14 protein-coding genes and 1 pseudogene are annotated in these 17,422 nt (G+C 76.3%); 3 read left to right on the top strand and 12 right to left on the bottom strand.

Annotation, left to right across the window (positions count from 1 at the left end):
- Window positions 1-949: matrixin family metalloprotease (locus amrb99_RS47265; RefSeq protein ID WP_190868648.1), on the top strand; the 949-nt coding region annotated here is incomplete at its 5' end.
- A 51-nt stretch (window positions 950-1,000) separates the two neighbouring features.
- On the opposite strand, the gene amrb99_RS47260 is transcribed toward amrb99_RS47265, so the two are convergent.
- The 3 genes from amrb99_RS47260 to amrb99_RS47250 form a co-directional block, all read right to left on the bottom strand.
- Window positions 1,001-1,681, bottom strand: a complete 681-nt coding sequence (locus amrb99_RS47260; RefSeq protein ID WP_190868647.1) for a class E sortase — start codon at window positions 1,679-1,681, stop codon at window positions 1,001-1,003.
- A gap of 155 nt (window positions 1,682-1,836) precedes the next feature.
- Window positions 1,837-3,123, bottom strand: coding sequence for a chaplin family protein (locus tag amrb99_RS52115; protein ID WP_190868646.1), 1,287 nt, complete (start codon window positions 3,121-3,123; stop codon window positions 1,837-1,839).
- 239 nt (window positions 3,124-3,362) lie between these two features.
- A complete protein-coding gene (locus tag amrb99_RS47250) occupies window positions 3,363-4,349 on the bottom strand; it encodes a hypothetical protein (protein ID WP_190868645.1) in 987 nt (328 codons plus the stop codon).
- A 359-nt stretch (window positions 4,350-4,708) separates the two neighbouring features.
- Here amrb99_RS47250 and amrb99_RS47245 point away from each other — a divergent pair, with 359 nt between their 5' ends.
- Entirely contained in the window at window positions 4,709-5,005 is a 297-nt protein-coding gene (locus amrb99_RS47245; protein WP_190868644.1) for a hypothetical protein, read from the top strand.
- A gap of 184 nt (window positions 5,006-5,189) precedes the next feature.
- On the opposite strand, the gene amrb99_RS47240 is transcribed toward amrb99_RS47245, so the two are convergent.
- The gene (locus amrb99_RS47240) at window positions 5,190-6,434 is read right to left on the bottom strand and encodes an FAD-dependent oxidoreductase (RefSeq protein WP_190868643.1); all 1,245 of its coding nucleotides are present in this window, start codon (window positions 6,432-6,434) and stop codon (window positions 5,190-5,192) included.
- 79 nt (window positions 6,435-6,513) lie between these two features.
- On the bottom strand, window positions 6,514-7,764 hold the full coding sequence (locus amrb99_RS47235) for an ATP-grasp domain-containing protein (protein WP_190868642.1): 1,251 nt from the start codon (window positions 7,762-7,764) through the stop codon (window positions 6,514-6,516).
- Window positions 7,765-7,891: 127 nt separating this feature from the next.
- On the opposite strand from amrb99_RS47235, the pseudogene amrb99_RS53580 reads away from it, so the two are divergent.
- A pseudogene (locus amrb99_RS53580) lies at window positions 7,892-8,719 on the top strand (glycosyl hydrolase); the annotation flags it as partial.
- A 182-nt stretch (window positions 8,720-8,901) separates the two neighbouring features.
- On the opposite strand, the gene amrb99_RS47230 reads toward amrb99_RS53580, so the two are convergent.
- From amrb99_RS47230 to amrb99_RS47200, 7 genes are all read right to left on the bottom strand, one after another.
- Entirely contained in the window at window positions 8,902-10,470 is a 1,569-nt protein-coding gene (locus amrb99_RS47230; RefSeq protein ID WP_190868641.1) for a glycosyltransferase, read from the bottom strand.
- Complete coding sequence (locus amrb99_RS53575; protein ID WP_190868640.1) at window positions 10,463-11,806, bottom strand: GNAT family N-acetyltransferase; 1,344 nt, start codon at window positions 11,804-11,806, stop codon at window positions 10,463-10,465. Before amrb99_RS53575 ends, amrb99_RS47230 begins: the two co-directional genes overlap by 8 nt.
- The gene (locus tag amrb99_RS47220; RefSeq protein WP_190868639.1) at window positions 11,803-12,621 is read right to left on the bottom strand and encodes a Wzz/FepE/Etk N-terminal domain-containing protein; all 819 of its coding nucleotides are present in this window, start codon (window positions 12,619-12,621) and stop codon (window positions 11,803-11,805) included. The genes amrb99_RS53575 and amrb99_RS47220 overlap by 4 nt, the downstream gene beginning before the upstream one ends.
- A gap of 23 nt (window positions 12,622-12,644) precedes the next feature.
- Entirely contained in the window at window positions 12,645-13,766 is a 1,122-nt protein-coding gene (locus amrb99_RS47215; protein WP_190868638.1) for a glycosyltransferase, read from the bottom strand.
- A complete protein-coding gene (locus tag amrb99_RS47210) occupies window positions 13,763-14,440 on the bottom strand; it encodes a polysaccharide deacetylase family protein (RefSeq protein WP_190868637.1) in 678 nt (225 codons plus the stop codon). The genes amrb99_RS47215 and amrb99_RS47210 overlap by 4 nt, the downstream gene beginning before the upstream one ends.
- Window positions 14,412-16,196, bottom strand: a complete 1,785-nt coding sequence (locus tag amrb99_RS47205) for a lipid II flippase MurJ (RefSeq protein ID WP_347257172.1) — start codon at window positions 16,194-16,196, stop codon at window positions 14,412-14,414. Before amrb99_RS47205 ends, amrb99_RS47210 begins: the two co-directional genes overlap by 29 nt.
- A partial coding sequence (locus amrb99_RS47200; protein WP_190868636.1) for an O-antigen ligase family protein occupies window positions 16,193-17,422 on the bottom strand: 1,230 nt, incomplete at its 5' end. The genes amrb99_RS47205 and amrb99_RS47200, both read right to left, overlap by 4 nt.

Here is a 17,422-nt window from a genome sequence, read left to right as displayed (position 1 = left end):
GGCGGTCGCCGCCGGGGCCGCCGAGCCGTCGCCGGCCCGGCGCCCGCCGGGCTGGTGCGCGCCGGAGGGGGCGCTCACCGCGCGGGCGATGCCGCAGAAGATCAAGATCTCCGAGTGCGACCTGCGCGGCCGGGTGGTGCGCGGCGAGAACGGGCTGGCCGCGACGGTCCCGTCCGACGGCACCTCGGTGACCGCGCACGCGCTGCGCACCGACGGCGCGTCCGAGCTGCGCGTCGGGGTGGACGAGGCGAAGGGCGAGATCACCCTCACCACCACCGGGACGCGCGTGCCGCAGGGCCGGCCGCGCGAGTTCCGCGCGCCGCTGGAGGCCTGCCAGGACGGCGCCTACCAGCAGGAACCGAGCAAGTGGCCGAAGGGTTCCACGATCGAGTGGCACTACTACCCGGGGACGGCGGGGCTGCCGGTCTCGGGGGTGTCGGCCGGGGTCTCCAACGTGTTCGAGGCCAGGACGGACTGCACGCCGTCCCATGCGTTCGCGCCGCTGCCGGACGTCTCGGCGAGGTACGCGGGCCAGACGGCCACGGCGCCGAACATGACCTCCGCCGCCGTCTGCGGCGACCGGGACGGGACGAACGTCTCGGGCTGGGAGGCGATGCCGGGCGCGGAGCCCGACGTGCTCGCGGCGACCTGCACCTGGTTCCGGGGCGACACGACGATCGAGAGCGACACCGCGCTCCAGGAGCAGGGGAAGAAGTGGTGGCCGGGCCCGCAGGACGGCTCGTCCTGCCCGGCGGGCAGCTACGACGCCGCGGCCGTCACGACGCACGAGACGGGCCACATGCTCGGCCTCGGGCACGTCGAGGGGTCGCAGCATTCCGAGCTGACGATGGCGCCGACCGTCGCGGCGTGCGACGACGACCCGGCCACCCTGGGGAAGGGCGACTACGACGGGCTCATCGCGCTGTACGGGGCCCGCTCGTCCGCCTGACCGGAATTCCGCGCCGGTCCGGTAGCTCGCCGGGCGGCGTCGTTTTCGACGTCATTTCCCCATCTTCCCGACGACGACGATGCGGTGCCGGTCCGAGCCTTTCGGGGTGCAGCTGATGAGGGTGACGTACTGCCCGTTCGGCGCCTTTCCCGGCTTGAAGGGCACGGGTTCGAGCGCGCGCCGGTCGGTCGGCAGGATGGTGTGCCTGCCGCGCACCCGGTAGACGTAGGTCTTGTGGTGCGCCTTGAGGACGATCCGGTCGCCGCGCCGCAGCCGGTCGAGTTGACCGAACGGGTGCAGCCACGTGGTGCGGTGCCCCAGCAGGACGGTGTTCCCGAGCGTCCCGGGCGGGGCCGTCCGCGGGTAGTGGCCGACGCCCTTGCTGAGCACGCGCTCGGAGACGCCCTCGCGCACCTTGATCTTCAGGTGGATCCGCTTGATCGAGATGGTGGCGATCACCTTCCCGATCCGCGGGCGGGCGGCGTGCGCCGCGGCGGCGGCCGTCCGGCCGGGCGCGGCCGCGGCGGCCGCCGGTGCGGCGTGCGCCGCCGGCATCCCGGCCACCGCCACGCATCCGGCGGCGAGGAGCGCCACCGCAGGCAGCGCCCTGCCCGGCGCCCGTAAGGCCCTTCCGCTCGGCGGCGGCGCGCCGTCCCAGGACCCGTCGTCCCGGCTTCCGTCTTTCACCGTCTTCGTCTCCAGCGTCGTCTTCGCCATGGTCTCGATCTCCACATCCGTCTCCGTCTCCGGTGAGAAAGGAGCCGGGCGGCGCGGCCCGCACGGGAGGGCCGCGCCGCCCGGACGCGGGGAAGGGGGCGGCACGTCTGCCGTCCCCTTCACCGTCGGCTCGGCCGGCCGCACGGATCGTCATCCGGGCCGGTCATGACTCAGTGGGTGAGCGCGGTGCCCAGCTTGACCGGCGCGTTGTTCCCCTGCGGCAGCTGCGTGCCGACCTGCCCCGGCGTCACGTTCGCGACCGGCCTGGCGATCCGGGTGACCTTGCCCAGCAGGTCCTGCACGGCGGGCATGCCCTCGGCGCTGCGGTAGTTCGGGCCCATCGCGATCCGCTCGCTGGTCCCCCGCAGGGTGGACGGCAGCTTGTGGTGCCCGGCCGCCGGGCGGTGCTTGGACGGCTTGTAGGGCTTCTTGTGGTGCGGCTTCTTGTGGTGCGGCTTCTTCGGGAAGTGCTTGATCGGCGGCCGGTGGTGCTCGTGGCCGCCGCTGGTGACGGAGGCCCCGCCCTTGCAGCCCGCCTGCGCGATGCCGAGGACGGCGCCGATCGCGTTGCCGCAGACGTTCACGGGCACGGAGATCGGCGCGTAGACCTGGTTGCCGCCGAGGATGGACAGGTTCCCGGATGTCTTCATGTCCGGGCGGTCGTCGCCCTTGCGCTCGACGGAGGCGCCGCCCTTGCAGCCGGCCTGGGTGATCCCCGCGATGAGGGAGATCGCGTTGCCGCAGACGTTCACCGGCACGGAGATCGGCGCGTAGATCTGGTTGCCGCCGAGGATGGACAGGTTGCCGGACGTCTTCATGCCGTGCCCGTGCCCGTGGCCGTGGCCGCCCCAGCCGCCGTCCCAGCCGCCCATGCGGCCGTTGTCGGCGGTGGAGGCGCCGGCGGCGCCGCCGGTGGCGGGCGCCTGGCGGTCGCCCGGCATCGCGGGCGCCTGGCGGCCGCCCGGACCGCTGGGCGCCTGGCGGTCGCCCGGCCCGGTGGCCTCGCGTCCGGTGCGCCAGCCGCTGTGGCTCTTGTGCCCGCCGCTCTTGACGGTGGCGCCGCCCTTGCACCCGGCCCGCGCGATGCCGACGATGGCGCCGATGGCGTTGCCGCAGACGTCCACCGGAATGGAGATCGGGGCGTAGATCTGGTTGCCGCCGCCGATCGACAGGTTGCCCGAGGTCTGCATGTCGCCGCCGTCGCGGCCGCGCCGCTCGACGGACGCGCCGCCCTTCGAGCCGGCCTGGGCGATGCCGGCGACGGCGCCGATGGCGTTGCCGCTCACCTCGATCGGTATCGAGATCGGCGCGACGACCTGGTTGCCGCCCAGGATGGACAGGTCCCCGCTGGTGCGGTTGTCCGCCGAGGCGGGGACGCCGAGTCCGGACGTCCCCATCGCGACGCAGCCCGCCGCGACGAGAGCGGCGCGGCCGGTGTTCCTTGCCCAGATGCGCATGGTGTTGCTCCTTCTTTCGGTGAATCGGTGAATCGGTGATGATCACTGCGTGCACCGTCCGGGTGAGCGCAGCGGGCAGCGGTCTGGCCAGGACCGTGCCGTTCGGAGAGAAAGATCGGTGGAGTGGCGGGGGAGGCCGGGAAGCGGCCGTCCGGCGCGCGGCGCGGGAGTCCCGCGGGCGGGGAAGGGCGGCTTCCGGCACGGGACGCGCGGAAGCGCGCGGTGCCCGTAGGCGGGTGCTAGTCGGGGACGACCGAGGGACGGCCCGGGGCCGCCTTGTCGGTCAGCGCGGTGCGGTCGAAGGCACCGGTGTCGAGGGCGCGCGGCGCCAGCGGGCGCTGGGCGGTGCCGAGGTCGGCGAACGGCCCGAACGGGTGCCCGCCGGACGGCGCGCCGCTGCGCGGGTTGCCGTCCTGGCCGGACGGCGTCGCGGGCGCGCCGGGCAGGCGCTGCCCGTCCCCGCACATCCGGCAGTGGCCGCCGGAGCGGTGCGCGCCGGACGGCGCCCCGGCGGTCGCGTGGGCCGCCTTCTTCGGGGCCGCCGCGGCGCGGGTGCGCGCGGCGCCGTGCTTCTTCGCGTGCGCCGCGGCGTCAGGGCGGGACGAGGCGTCCGCGCCGGGCGTCGGCGCGGCATGCGCCGCGCCGTGCGGGGCGGCCACGCCGGGCACGAGCCGGCCGACGCCGTGGTCGTCCGGCCGGACGTCCGGCAGCCGCAGGTGCGCGACGCCGGCCGCTCCGGCGGTCTTCGCCACGGTGCCGTCCACGGTGCCGCCGACCTTGCGGACCACGTGGCCGCCGTCGGCAGCGACGTCGCGCCCGCGCGCGTTCAGGTAGGCGACCGGCCGCCGGCCGACCTCACGGACGTCGCCGGTGACGGCGCCGGGCGTGCCGGCGGTCGGGCGGCCGCCCGCGAACCGGAAATGGCGGAGCGTGGAGAGCCCGTCGAGCCCGGAGGCGCCGCCGACGGCGTCGCGCACCGGGTTCCCCTGGGCGGCCCGCTCCGATTCCCCGCCCGCGGTTCCGGTGCCGCCGGCTCCGTTGCCGGCGGTCCCGGTTCCGGCGCCGCCATTCTGGGCGGCGTACGCGGACTGGTTCAGGGAACTGAGCGCGATCCACCCGGCGAACGCGAATCCGGCGATGACGGCGACGCGCACCAGCGCGGTTCCGAGCGCGCGCCGCCGCACATCGGGGCTGCTCGCCCCGTGGCGGATCGGTTGGCGTCGCACTGCGGGAACTCCTCGCGTCTGGCCTGGTCGGGCCGTCGTTCGATGTCCGGTTCCGGGTTGGTCGGCATGACCGTAGCACCGCGCCGGGCGCGTTCACCGGCGCGTTGCCGGACGACCCGGCGCGTCTTTGCCATCATTTACCCGGCCATGGATTTCGCTTTCCGATGGGGCGTTTCCATGGCCGTACAGGAAATGCTTTAGCCGGAATTCGCCCGCTTTATCGGGACTCGTGGCCCACGGCGACCCGAGCGGACCCCCGGCTCCCGGTCCCGGACCAATGTCCGGGAGAAGCATGGCGCACGGTATCCGATGCGCTACATTCGGTGACATGGTGGCCGTCTAGCCGAGGAGCAGACCGCATGCCCGCCCCCTCCCCCGTGAACACCTGGTCGTGGTCGCCGCGCAGGACGGTGCTCCCGCGCGCCGCCGCCGCACCCCGCTCGCTCCGCTCGCCCCGCGCGGGCCGTCCGGTCCGCTACTCGGTCAGCCGCGAGGGCATCCGCATCGCGCGCCGTTTCCGCTGGCCGGAGCGGATCCTCGCGCCGACGCGGCCGGAATGGACCCGGTTCTGGACGCTGTGGTCCCGGCTCGAATGGGCCGTCGCCACCGCCCGGGTCGAACGGGTCCGCCGCCGGGCCCGCCCGCACTGGCGCTGATCCCGCGCGGCGCCGATACCGCCGCGTTCCGCCCGCCCCACCCCGCAGAAGCGGGCGCCGGTGGCGCGCCCGCCCCGGCGCGCCACCGGCGTCGTCCGTCCGGTGGAGGATCTTCCTCCCGGTGAGATTCCTTCTACCGGGAGGAAGATCCTCTGCCCGGCGCCTTCCGGCGCCCGTCCCGCCGCTACCTCGGGTCGGCCTCCAGGGCCGGCGCGGGCCGCCGCGCCGCCGCCCTCGCCGTGGGCGTCCGGTGGACGATGTGGCGGGCGATCCGGCGCGCCGCGAAGCCCGCGCCGTGCACGAACCGCATCACCGGCCCGAACGTCGGCGCCGCCGCCAGCCCCGCGAAGTACAGGCCCGGCATCGACGACTCGAAGTTCGCGCTGAGCACCGGCGCGCCGAGCCGGCTGTCCACCCGCACCCGCAGCTCCGGCGACAGCAGCTTCAGCCGCTCGATCTCCGGCACGAACCCGGTCGCCGCGATCACGTGCTCGGCCTCGACGACGAGGCGCCGCCCCGTCCGGTCGACGGTGGTGAGCGCGATGACGTCGTCCTGCTCGGCGGCCTTCACCAGGCGCCGGCCCGCCGACACGCGGACCCGCTCGTCCAGCCGGTCCCGCAGCCACCACGACCCGGCGGGCGGCAGCGTCTCGCGGACCAGCCGCAGCCGCGTCCGCTCCGGCAGGTACCGGACGACGCCGGGCCGCTCCGCCCACAGCCACGTCCGGTACCCGGTGCCGAGCCCGGACCGCGGGCCCTGCCGCAGCCGCTCGCCGAGCGTGCGGTGCTCCTTCGGCACCGTGTTCCAGTCGATCTCGCCGCGCCGCGCGATGACGTGCGGGTGCGCGCCCGCGTCGGCGAGCAGCACCGCCGTCTCCAGCGCCGACTGCCCGGCCCCGACGACCGCGACCTCCTTGCCCGCGAACAGGCTCAGGTCCCGGTGCTCGCCGCTGTGCGAGACGAGCCAGGACGGCATGCCCGCCAGCTCCTCGGGGACGTGCGCGAACGGGCCGACGCCGACCGCGACCACGACGGTGCGGGACGCGATCACCTCGCCGTTGGCGAGGGTGGTCTCGTACCCGGCCGGGCCGCCCCGCTCGACCTTCACCACCTGGCCGGCCTCGACGTCCGGCACCGCCTGCTCGGCGAACCAGCGGCCGTAGGCGACGAAGGTGTCCAGCGGGATCGGCTGGCCGAGCCGCCACTCCGGGTGGCGGTCGGTGAAGCGCAGGCCGTCCTGCGGCGCGCCGAGGCTGGACGCGAACGGCTCGGACTTCAGGTGCATGCCCTCGGGCATGCTGGTGGCCCAGTACTCCATGGGCGTGCCGATGATCCGCACCCCGAGCCCGAGGTTCTGCAGGTGCGCGGCGGTCGACAGGCCGTAGGGCCCGGCGCCGACGATGACGACGTCGCTGACCGAGTCGGTCATTTCTCGTTCCCCCGAATGTGTGTCGGTGCTGTGATGGCGCCGCGTCCCCGGGCGCCGCTGGTGATGCGGCCCGGCCGGCTCAGCGGCCGGCCGGGCCGGGCGCCCGCCCCCGCGCGCGCCCGGCGGCGCGGAGCACGCTCTGCCCGCCCATGACCAGGAACGGCGGCAGGTCGTCGCCGGCGTACCAGGCCAGCTCGTCTGCCTCGCGCAGCGGGCGGAGGGTCCCCGTGCGCAGCAGCGGCCGGCCGAGCGACTGCCGCAGGTAGTGGTTCTCCACCAGCATCCGGCGGCCGAACGCCGGAAGCGGCGGCGGGACGTCCCGCCCCGACTGGTCCAGGTGCAGGACGCGGACGAGGTCGAGCCCGCGCCGGTCGGTGAACAGCCGGAACTGCGCGCCGACCCGCGGGTTGAAGTCCAGCAGGTGGTAGGCGCCGGTCCCGGCGTCGAACCGGAAGTCCAGGTCGACCGGGCCCCGGCAGCCGAGCGTCCGGACGGTCCGCACCGCGAGGCGCTCCAGCTCGGGGTTGCGGGTCCACTCCCCGGCGACCGTGTGGCCGGCCTGCGGCGGGTGCGCGAGGTGCTTGCGCCCCGTCGCGGCGAACAGGCAGTCCAGGGACGCGTCGAAGTAGCCGTGGAAGAACCAGTCGCCGCCGGCCTTCGGGATGCGCCGCTGCAGGATCAGCGGGCCGGCGTCGCCGTCCGGGTCGCGCCGGAGCCCGGCCGCGAACAGCCGGTACGCCTCGTCCAGGGTGTGCGCGACGGTGGTGCTGCGCATGCCCCGCGGCAGCCGCCACGGCCGGGCCCACTTGGCGATCAGCGGCAGGCCGAGCTCGGCGGCGGCGTCCTCCACGTCGGCGGCGCTGCGCGGCGTGCGGCTCTGCGGGCACGGCACGCCGTGCTCCCGGAGCGCGGCGATGAGCTGCGACTTGTCCGCGACGCGGCGCGGGACGTCCGGGTCCTGGCGCGGGAAGACGAACGCGGACGCGAGCGCCTCGGCGTGCTCGGCGACGAACAGCGCGCCGGCGTCGTCGACGGGCAGCAGCAGCGCCGGGCGGCCGATCCGCTCGGCGATCCGGTGCAGGTGCGCGGCCAGCTCGGCGGGGCGCTCGGCGGGCGGCCCCCACGGATGGCTCCGGTACAGGTAGCGGGACCGGGACACCGGGCTGGCGCGGCCCTCCAGGATGGCGTGCACCGGCACTCCGGCGCGGCCGAGCGAACGGATCGCGCCGAGGCTTCCGTGGTGGAAGAAATTGTGGTCGGTGCGCAGCAGCAGGACGGGCAGCCCGGGGTCCAGGAGCGGTCCCGGCGGGGTGCGGGTGTCGAGGAACATCCGGGTCAGCCGGCCGGTTCCGGCGGCGGGTCTTGGCGCACGGCGTGCCTTCCCTTTCAAGGTAAATTTTGTGATCGGCCGCTTGGCCGATTCGTTCGCTGCGGCCGCCAGAGGGCATACGATACGCATGCGAGCTGCGAATATCCATTCGACCGGGCGGCGGCCGCAGGAAACGCCGCGAAAAAGGCGTGCCGCGTTCTTCCCGTTCCCGCCGGTATTGCTCGCCGCCGCCGTCCTGGTCGCGCTCGCGGCGTCCACACTGGTCGGCTGGTTCCGGCCGCAGGCCGCGCACAGAACGGCCAATTACGTGCCGTTGGGGGCATTTCTCGGTTCGGGCGCGGAGGGCGTCGCCCGGGTGGAGCGGTTCCAGCGCTGGCTCGGCTCGACGGTCACCGTCGGGCGCACCTACCTGCCGGGCGACTCCTGGGACGACGTCGAGGGCCCGCCGCAGATCCTGCAGCCGTGGACGCGCTGGCGGGAGGCCGACCCGCGCCGGACGCTGGTCGTCAACGTGCCGATGATGACGCCGAACGAGGCGGGGCTGCCGCCGGTCGTGGTGGCGTCGCTGCTGCGCGGCGGCGCGTCCGGCGCGTTCGACGGGCACTACCAGGCGCTCGCGCGGCACCTGGTGTCGCTGAACGCGGGCGACTCGGTGATCGTCCTCGGCTGGGAGATGAACGGCGACGTCTACGACGGCCGCTGCGCGCCGGCCCCGGACGCGTGGAAGACGTACTGGCGGCGCATCGTCGCGGCGATGCGCGGGGTCCCCGGCGCGCGTTTCCGGTTCGATTTCGCGCCGAACCGCGGCCATGACGCGGTCCCGTGGACGGAGTGCTATCCCGGTGACGACGTGGTGGACATCATCGGTTCCGACAGCTATGACCAGCCGCCCGGAGAGTCCTTCCAGGACTACATCGACCAGCCGTACGGGATGAAGGCGCAGGCGGACTTCGCCGCGGCCCGCGGAAAGCCCATCTCCTTTCCGGAATGGGGCCTGTTCCGCAACTCCGACAACCCCGAATATATCCAGGGAATGCATGACTGGATCATGTCGCATAACGTGGCCTACCAGTCGATCACGGACTACTGCCCGCACGGTGTCTGGGAATGCGGTGCCAACCCGCGCTCGGCACAGGTCTACCGGGAGCTGTTCGGCGGCGTGACGGCGCCGTCGCCCGCGGAGTCGGGCAACGTCGCGACGCCGCCCATCGCCCCGCCGCCCTCGGCGCCGCCGCCCGGCCCGGCGGCGCCCCCGGCGTTCGCGCCGCAGTCCGCCCCGCCTTCGGGGCCGGTGCCTTCGGGAACGACGCCTTCGGGAACGGCACCCTCGATGCCGCCGGGGCCTTCGGAAGCCGTGCCGCCTGCGGGGCCGGGCCCGGCCCCGGCGTCCGGGGCGCCCGCCCCGGCACCCGCACCGGCGAGCACCCCGCCCGGGCCTCCCGGGCCGCCGGCGAACCCGCCGCCAGGGAACCCGCCGCCGGCGCGTCCCGCGCCCGACATCGCGAGGACCTCCGCGCCGGCGAGGACGTCCACGCCCAGGTCCTCGGCCTCCGCGAGCTCGCGGGCCACGCCGTCCGGCACCGTCCCGCCCCGGCCCGCCACCGCGAGGGTGACGGCGGCGAGGCGGGCGACCGTCTCGTCGATGTCGTAGGCGGCCGCGGCCTCCGCCGCCGCGCGGCCCTCCCGCTCCGCGACCCCGGGGAACAGCAGCCGCGCCGCCATCGCCTCGGCGAGCGCGCCCGGGTCGTCGGCCGGGACGAGCGCGCCGAGCCCGGGACGGACGACCTCCGCGATGCCGGGGATGTCCGTCCCGACGAGGGACCGGCCGGTGGCGAGCGCCTCCAGCGCGGTCAGCGGCAGCCCCTCCCAGCGGGACGGCAGCACGACCACGTTCGCGGCGGCCAGCCAGTCCCGCGGGTCCCGCACGGCCGCGACGAACCGGACGCCCGGCGCCGGGCGGCGGCGCAGCGCGTCGAGGTCCTCGCCGTCCCCGACGATCGCGAGGAGCGCGGACGGGCACCGGGCGGCGACCGCGGGCCAGGCCGCGACCAGCACGTCCTGCGCCTTCTGCCGGGTCACCCGGCCGACGCACACGGCGAGCGGCGCGGCGGCGGGCAGCCCCAGCCGGGTCCGCGCGGCGAGCCGGGCGGACGCGTCGGCGGGCCCGAACCGGCGCCGGTCCACGCCGTTGCGGACGAGCCGGAACGGGCCGCGGACCCCGGCGCGCATCCCGGCGCGCAGCTCGCCCTCGCCGACGCAGACGAGCGCGTCGGCGCGGCGGGCCGCGAACCGCTCCCAGCGCCGGCTGACGGCGTCCTGCCGCCCGGTCGCCGCGAGCCATGACCAGCCGTGCGGCTGGAAGATCACCGGCACCCCGGCCGGGAGGCGGAGCAGGCGCCCCGCGAGGCCCGCCTTGGAGGAGTGCAGGTGGACGGCGTCGGGCCGGAAGCCCTTGATCAGGCGGCGCAGGCGCAGCGCCTCCAGCGGCGTCCGCGGGCCCGGGGCGCGGCCGGCGTCCCAGTTGAACCAGGGCACGCCGGCCGCCGCGCACCGGGCGGGCAGGTCGCCGCCGGGCGGGCAGGCGACCGCCACGTCCCAGCCGCGGCGCCGCTGGTCGGTGACGGCCTGGCCGACGTAGACGGCGACGCCGCCGCCGTTCGGCTGGCTGACGTGCAGGACGCGGAGCGGCTCGGCGGCGTCAGCCATGCCCGGCCTGCCCGCCCTTCCGCGCGCCCGCTCCCGCGTCGCGTCCCGGCATCGCTTCGCGTACCGGCGTCGCTTCGTGTACCGGCAGGGCGTTGTCGCGCGGCTGCGGCACCTCGTCCCGCTTCGCGCCGCCGGGCATCCCGTCTTCATGCGGCACCGGCTCGTGCGGCGCCGGCCCGTTCGCCGCGTCGTCGCGGGGCGGGGTGGGCAGCGGCACCGTCGCCGGACGGCGGTGGCGGCGGGCGGCGAGGCCCGCGCGGACCAGGGCGAGCCCCGCGAACAGGGACGCCGGGAAGCCACGGCCGAGGACGATCCGCTGGTTCTGGACGCGTCTCGGCCGCCACTTCAGCTTGTACGGCTCCTCGCCGCGCAGCAGGTTGACGGCCTGCCGGCCGTGGGCGCGCGCGAGGGCGAGGTCCTCGCGCAGCAGCATCAGCGCGACGTCCACGCCGTCGCGCAGCTCCGGGATCGCCCCGTACAGGTAGGCGCCGACGAACCGGTGCCCGATGAGCACGAGGTCGCTCGCGACGAGCCGCCCGTCCCAGTGGTACCGCAGCACGGCGGCGCGCCCCTCGCGGACCATCGCGGCGCCCGCCTCGGCCAGGTGCCGGCGGAACCGCTCGCGGGAGTGCTCGGGGTTCATCGGCCGTCCGCGCCACTGCCGGGCGTGCATCTCCAGCAGCGCGCCGATCGCGTCCGCGGCCTCCTCGGGCGGGACGGCCTCGACGGTGATGCCCCGCACGTCGATCTTGCGGAGCTTCGCGCGCATCTTCCCGGCGCTGCGGCGCGGCAGCCGGTCCATGACCTCGGCGATGCCGGTGCAGGGCAGCTCCATGCACACCGACGCGGGCATCGGCCACGTCCGGCCGGGCCAGCGCCGCATCACCTGGTGGACGACCGAGCCGGGCCGTACCTCGGGCAGGTCGATCGCGCACCGGCCGCGCATGCCGTGCAGGGCGCGCGCGAGGTGCTCGACGGCGCCGTCGGCGTACGCGGGGTCGAGCAGGAAGTCGGTGAAGTCGCTCTGCCCGTCGGCGATCGGCACCAGCACGGGGAAGCCCCAGCGGCCCGCGGTCATCAGCGGCGCGGCGGCGACGAGGCGGCCCCGGTACCGGACGAGGACGAGCCTCAGCCGTCCCCGGACGCCGTACCAGCCCCACCAGGCGCTCAGCCATTCGTGGGACTGGAACGGGGTAGCCTCCGGGCTGCGCTCGTACAGGTCGCGCAGCTCGCCGGCGAGCTCGATGAGGGCGCCCTCGTCGCGGCGCACCTCCACCTGCCATGCCCCGGCGGGCGCGGCGGCCCGGCTCGGGCGGATCACGCTCGGGAGCGTCACGAGTGCACCTCCACGGGTTCGGCGGCGGGGCTCGGCACGGCTCCGCGCGGCGGGCGGGACGCGTCGTGCTGGCCCCGCTGGTGGGCCCGGCCGCGCCGCCCGCTGAGGACGGCGGCGCCGAGCCCGGCGAGCAGCACGCCGGACGCGGTGCCGACCGCGACGTCCAGCGGCGGGTTCGGCGACGACGGCACCGACGGCGTCGCGGCCATGCTCATCAGCGCGACGCGGACGCCGGTGTCGGTGCGGTGCGAGGTGCCGTAGCGGACGAGGGCGTCGGCGGCGGCGTTGGCGTACGCGGCGGCGGCGGCCGGGGTGCCCGCGCTGCCCGCCAGCTTGATGAGCGGCGTGTCGGGCGAGGTGGACGACTGGATGTGGTCGCGGGTCGCGGCCATCGCGCCGTCCGGCAGCGGGATGGAGGAGTAGGCGAGGGTCTCGGGCAGCGGCGCGAGCCGGCCGAACGCCTGCGCGAAGCTGACCGCGGCGGGGCCCTGGCCGCCGTCGCCGTCGTCCACGACGAGGACGTAGGCGGTGGCGGTGTAGGTCGTCGGCGCGAACAGGGCGTAGCCGAGCCCGCCGAGGAAGCCGCTCAGCACGAGCGCGATGAGCAGCCCGAACCGGCGGAGGAACGCGGCGAGCGGGGCGCGCAGCCGGGCGAGGGCCGCGCCGGCGGCGCGGCCGGGCGTCGCGGCGGCGCGGCGGGCCGCGCGGCGGGCCTTGGCGCGGCTCTCCTTGGGGCGGCCGTCCTCGCCGGGCGGGCCGCCTCCGGGGGCCGGTTTCCCGGCGGCCGGCTTCTTGGTGGCGTCACGTTGCGACATCGGCTGACCCTTCTCTCGTGCCCTCAGGTCGGGATGGATTCGCGGGCGGGCCGCGTCCGCCCGGTGCTCGGCGCCCCGCCGGTGTAGAGGCGGGCGAGTTCGGCGGCCTGCTCCGCGATGGCGTAGCGGTGGACGGCCGGCGGTACCGGGACGCGTCCGGTGCGGCGCCCGAGGGCGGCGCTCCAGGCGTCCGGCCCGGCGGCGGCGGGCAGGCGGGTGGCGTGCGGCGCCTCGTCGCGGGGCAGGTCGTCGAGGGCCGGGCAGGCGGTGCGGACGACGGGGAGCCCGGCGGCGAGCGCCTCCAGGACCCCGAGGCCGAACGTCTCCTGCGCGGACGGCGCGGCGTACACGTCCATCGCGGCGAGGATGGACGGGACGTCGTCCGTCCCGCCCGTGAAGACGGCGCGGCCGGTGAGGCCGAGCGTCGCGGCGATCCGTTCGAGCCGCGCGCGCTCGGGGCCGTCGCCCGCGATGAGCAGGCGGGCATCGGACGTCCGGGCGGCGGCGCGGACGAGCAGGTCGATCCGCTTGGTCGGGACGAGGCGGCCGACGGTGCCGGCGACGTGGGCGTCCATGGGGATGCCCAGGCGGCGGCGGGCGGCGGCGCGCCGCTCCGGGTCGTAGGCGAAGGCGGCGGGGTCGATCCCGTTGGGGATGACCGTGACGCGGCCGGACGGGACGCCCCAGGCGCGCAGCCGCGCCGCGACCGTCGGGGACACCGCGATCGTCATCGAGCCGAGGCGCTCGGTCGCCCGGTAGAGCGCCCGCACGGCGCCGGTGGTGCGGCGTCCCTCGATCTGCCCGTCGCCGAGGGAGTGCTCGGTGGCGATGATCCGGGGCGTCCCGGCGAGGCGGGCGGCGACGCGGCCGTAGACGCAGGCGCGGTAGAGGTGCGTGTGGACGACGTCGTAGCGTCCGCCGCGGATCAGCCGGACGAGCCGCGGCAGCACGGCGAGGTCCCGGTTCCCGCGCATGCCGAGCTCGTGGACGCGCACGCCGTCGCGCCGGATCCGGTCGCCGAGCGCGCCCGCGCGCGTCAGCGTCGCCACCTCGCACTCCACAGGCAGGTGGCGCAGCAGCAGCGCGAGCTGGTGCTCGGCGCCGCCGTGCTCCAGTCCGGTGATGACGTGCAGGACGCGGGTCACATGCGGCTCCGCCACTGCATCTGGTGCCGGATGAGCTTGGCGCGCAGCCGCAGGGGGCCGTCGCGGTCGCCGATGTAGGCGCGGCCGAGCGCGTGCCGGGACGCCTCGTCCGGGCGGATGTGGCAGGCGTAGTCGTACCCGGCGGCGCGGACCGCGTCGATCTCGCGGTCCCCGGCGCGGCCGTACGGGTAGGCGAAGCCGGTGACCTGCCGGCCGGTGATGTCCTCGAGGTCGGCGCGGCTCTCCTCCAGCTCCTCGCGCAGCTCGGTGTCGTCGACCTCGGGCAGCGGGACGTGGTGGCGGCCGTGCGAGGCGACCTCCATGCCGGCGTCGGCGACGGTGCGCAGCTGCTCGGCGGTCATGAGCGGCTTGCGGGGGCCGTCGTCCCAGGCGTTGTAGGAGCCGACCCGGCCGGACACGGCGAAGACGGTGGCGCCGAACCCGTACCGGACGAGGACGGGCAGGGCGCGGGTGGCGAAGTCGGCGTAGCCGTCGTCGAAGGTGAGGCCGACGAGGCCGCGCGCGCGTCCGCCGGCGTGCTCGGCGAGCAGCTCGGCCATCCCGACGCCGCGCAGGCCGCGGGCCCGCAGCCAGGCCATCTGCCGCTCGAACCGGGGCGGCGAGACGGTCACCAGGTGCGGGTCGTCAGCGTAGTGATCGATCGAGTGGTACATCAGCACCAGCGGCGGCGGTTCTACCTCCTGCGGAGGCCGCGCGGGCCTGGCCGCCGGTGCGGGCCTGGTCGTCGGCGCCGTCTCCGGCGCCGGTTCGGTCGGCTGGGTCACTGGTTCCCCCGGAAGATGTGCGGCCGCGGCGGGCGAGCGCGCCGGGCCTCCATGAGGGCCATGGGATGCCCCATGGCGCGATGAGGTCGCGTCCCGCGAGGGCGATCAGGGCGGCGAACGCGGCGGCGGTGGCGAGGCCGCCGGCGGCGAGCCGGACGATCGCGGACGCCCCGCCCAGCGGCCCGGTGACGAGCAGCGCCGCGGCGGCGGCGAGGGACGCGAGTACGGTGAGCCGGGCGAGGTCGGCGGCGACGCGGCGCAGCGGGATCGGTGCGACGCGCGCGCGCAGCCCGGCGAGGAGCAGGACGGCCGCGATGGTGATGCCGGCGGCGTCCGCGGCGGCGAGCGCGGCCGTCCCGGCGAGGGCGGCGAACGCGGCGCAGACGGCGGCGGTGACGGCGAGGCCGCCCGCGAGGACGGCGGCGGGCCGCCACGGCGGCCGCTTCTGCGCGAAGAACGCGCGGGCGGCGAGCCCGACGGTCGACTGGCCCCACAGCCCGAGCGCGTAGACGCGCAGGGTGGCGGCCGTGTCGCGGGTGTCGGCGGCGGTGAACTCGCCGTGCTGGAACAGCACCCGGATGATGTCGGGCGCGAAGGCGACGAGGAACGCGGACGCGCTCAGCACGAGCCCGCCCGCGACGACGAGGTCCTGCCGGATGCGGCGGGCGACGCCGCCGGTGTCGCCGTCCGCGGACGCGCGCGCGAGGCGCGGGAACGTGACGGTGACGATCAGCAGCGACAGCACCATCGGGACCTGCGCGACCTTCTGCGCGTAGTTGAGGTGCGAGATCGACCCGGCGGCGAGGCCGGAGCCGATGAACCGCTCGACGAACACCTGCGCCTGGCGGGTGACGGTGTAGACGACGACGGGCGCGACGGCGGCGAGGCCGAGCCGCAGGTCGGCGGCGCCGGTCCGGGGCGCGGCGTCCTCGCGCAGGCAGCGGACGAATGCGGGGAGCTGCACGGCGACCATGAGCGCGCTGCCGCAGGCGACCCCGATCGCGGCGCTCATGATCCCGACGAGCCCGGCGAATCCGGCGATCAGCGCGAGGATCCCGATGTTGTAGGCGAGGTAGATGGCGGCGGGCGGCCCGAAGCGGTGGTGGGCGCGCAGCGTCGCGCTCATGAACCCGGCGACGCCGAACGTGACGACGGTGACGGCGGTGAGCCGGACGCACTGGACGGCGGGCCCCGGCTCGGACAGCCCGGGCGCGAGCGCCTCGACGACGGCGGGGGCGGCGATCCCGAGCGTCAGCGTGACGGCGGTGAGGCCGAGGACCATCCGGGGCAGGGTCGTCGCGGTGAGGGCGCGCAGGCCGCCGCCCCCGGCGAGGAGCCGGGTGACGACCGGGACCATGAGCAGCGCCATGGCGTCCTCGATGAGCAGCGGCGACACGGTCTCGGGGATCGTCCAGGCGACGAGGAACGCGTCGGTGGCGCCGCTCGCGCCGAACCGGTGCGCCATGACGAGGTCGCGCAGGAACCCGAGGCCGGTGCCGGCGGCGATGAGCACGCCCGACAGCGCGGCGGCCCGTCCGATCGACACGCCCCGCCCCGCACCGGCCCCCGCGCCGTCCTGCGCCACGTCGGCAGGGCCGGCCGCCGCGTCCTGCGCCGTGTCGGGCGCCGCGTCCCGCGCCGTCACCCGCGCTCCTCGCCCGCGGGCCCGGGAACGGGGCCGGGCGCGCGCCGGAGGCCGAAGGCGCGGCAGGCGGCGGCGCCGAGGAGGACGCCGGTGAGCACACAGGTGGGCCCGCCCATGTCCGCGTACAGGAAGTTGACGAGCAGGAACGCCGTGAACGCGGCGCCGATGAGCCAGAACGGGTCGTGGACGTCGCGGCGCGTCCACAGCCCCCACAGGACCGTGCCGAGCAGCGCGGCGAACCCGGCGAAGCCGAGCGCGCCCTGCTCGGACAGGATCAGCAGGTACTCGTCGTGCGGCGACAGCAGCGGCTGCCGAGCGTAGCCGTGGACGGGGTCGTCGGTCTCGCTGCCGGACGACAGCTCGATGCCCGCGTAGGTGTCCCGGTAGGCGGGGAAGTTCTTCACGCCGACGCCGGTGACGGGATGGTCGGCCCAGATCCGCCCGGCGGCGGCCCACAGGTTGTAGCGGTCGCTGACGGACTGGTCCGGCGCGCTCACCGAACCGGCGATCGACGCGTACCGCTGGACGACCGCGCCGCCGCCGAGCAGCCCGAACGCGACGAGCCCGAGCGCGGCGCAGCAGACCGCCGCCTTCACCGCGAGCCACCGGTCGAAGACCACCAGCATCAGCCCGACGGCGGCGGCGAGCGCGATCCAGCTCCCGCGGCTGAGCGCGAGCAGCAGCGCGAGCGCCAGCACGCCGAGCCCGGCGAGCGCCACCGGCACCGCGGCGGCCCCGTGGCGCGGCGCGACCAGCGCGAACGCCGTCAGCACGAGGAACGCGAACCCGACGACGACGGACATCGCCATGACGTCGACGGCGCCGAACGTGCCGACCGCCCGGACGTTCGCGCCGCCGATCGACGCGCCCGCGCCGGTGCCCGCCTGCCAGATCCCGTACAGCGCCTCGCCGAGCCCGAGCCCGAGCACCGCGCCGAACACGATCCCGAGGTCGCGGCGGTCCCGGACGAGCAGCACGACGGCGAGCGGCACCAGCACGAAGATCTGCACGTCCCGCACGAACCCGGACAGGCTGGAGGCGATGTCGGGGGAGGCGACGGTCGTCACGCCGAGGGCCGCGGCGAGGGGCGCGAACGCCCACAGCGCGCGGCGCGGCAGCGCGACCCGGCCCCGCGCGACCAGCAGCGCCGCCGCCGCGATCATCACGGCGCTCGCGCAGTCCCCGGCGGTGACCTGCACCCCGGCAGATCGGAGAGCGTCGTGTAG

The organism is Actinomadura sp. RB99 (assembly GCF_014706005.1).
GTDB lineage: Bacteria > Actinomycetota > Actinomycetes > Streptosporangiales > Streptosporangiaceae > Spirillospora.
This window is presented reverse-complemented; position numbering and strand designations above follow the sequence as displayed.

Excerpts from the sequence above, each read along its gene's own strand:
- amrb99_RS52115 (WP_190868646.1), bottom strand. The coding sequence starts at position 3,123 with ATGCGCATCTGGGCAAGGAACACCGGCCGCGCCGCTCTCGTCGCGGCG.
- amrb99_RS47245 (WP_190868644.1), top strand. The coding sequence starts at position 4,709 with ATGCCCGCCCCCTCCCCCGTGAACACCTGGTCGTGGTCGCCGCGCAGG.
- amrb99_RS47240 (WP_190868643.1), bottom strand. The coding sequence starts at position 6,434 with ATGACCGACTCGGTCAGCGACGTCGTCATCGTCGGCGCCGGGCCCTAC.
- amrb99_RS47235 (WP_190868642.1), bottom strand. The coding sequence starts at position 7,764 with ATGTTCCTCGACACCCGCACCCCGCCGGGACCGCTCCTGGACCCCGGG.
- amrb99_RS47230 (WP_190868641.1), bottom strand. The coding sequence starts at position 10,470 with ATGGCTGACGCCGCCGAGCCGCTCCGCGTCCTGCACGTCAGCCAGCCG.
- amrb99_RS47220 (WP_190868639.1), bottom strand. The coding sequence starts at position 12,621 with ATGTCGCAACGTGACGCCACCAAGAAGCCGGCCGCCGGGAAACCGGCC.
- amrb99_RS47210 (WP_190868637.1), bottom strand. The coding sequence starts at position 14,440 with ATGTACCACTCGATCGATCACTACGCTGACGACCCGCACCTGGTGACC.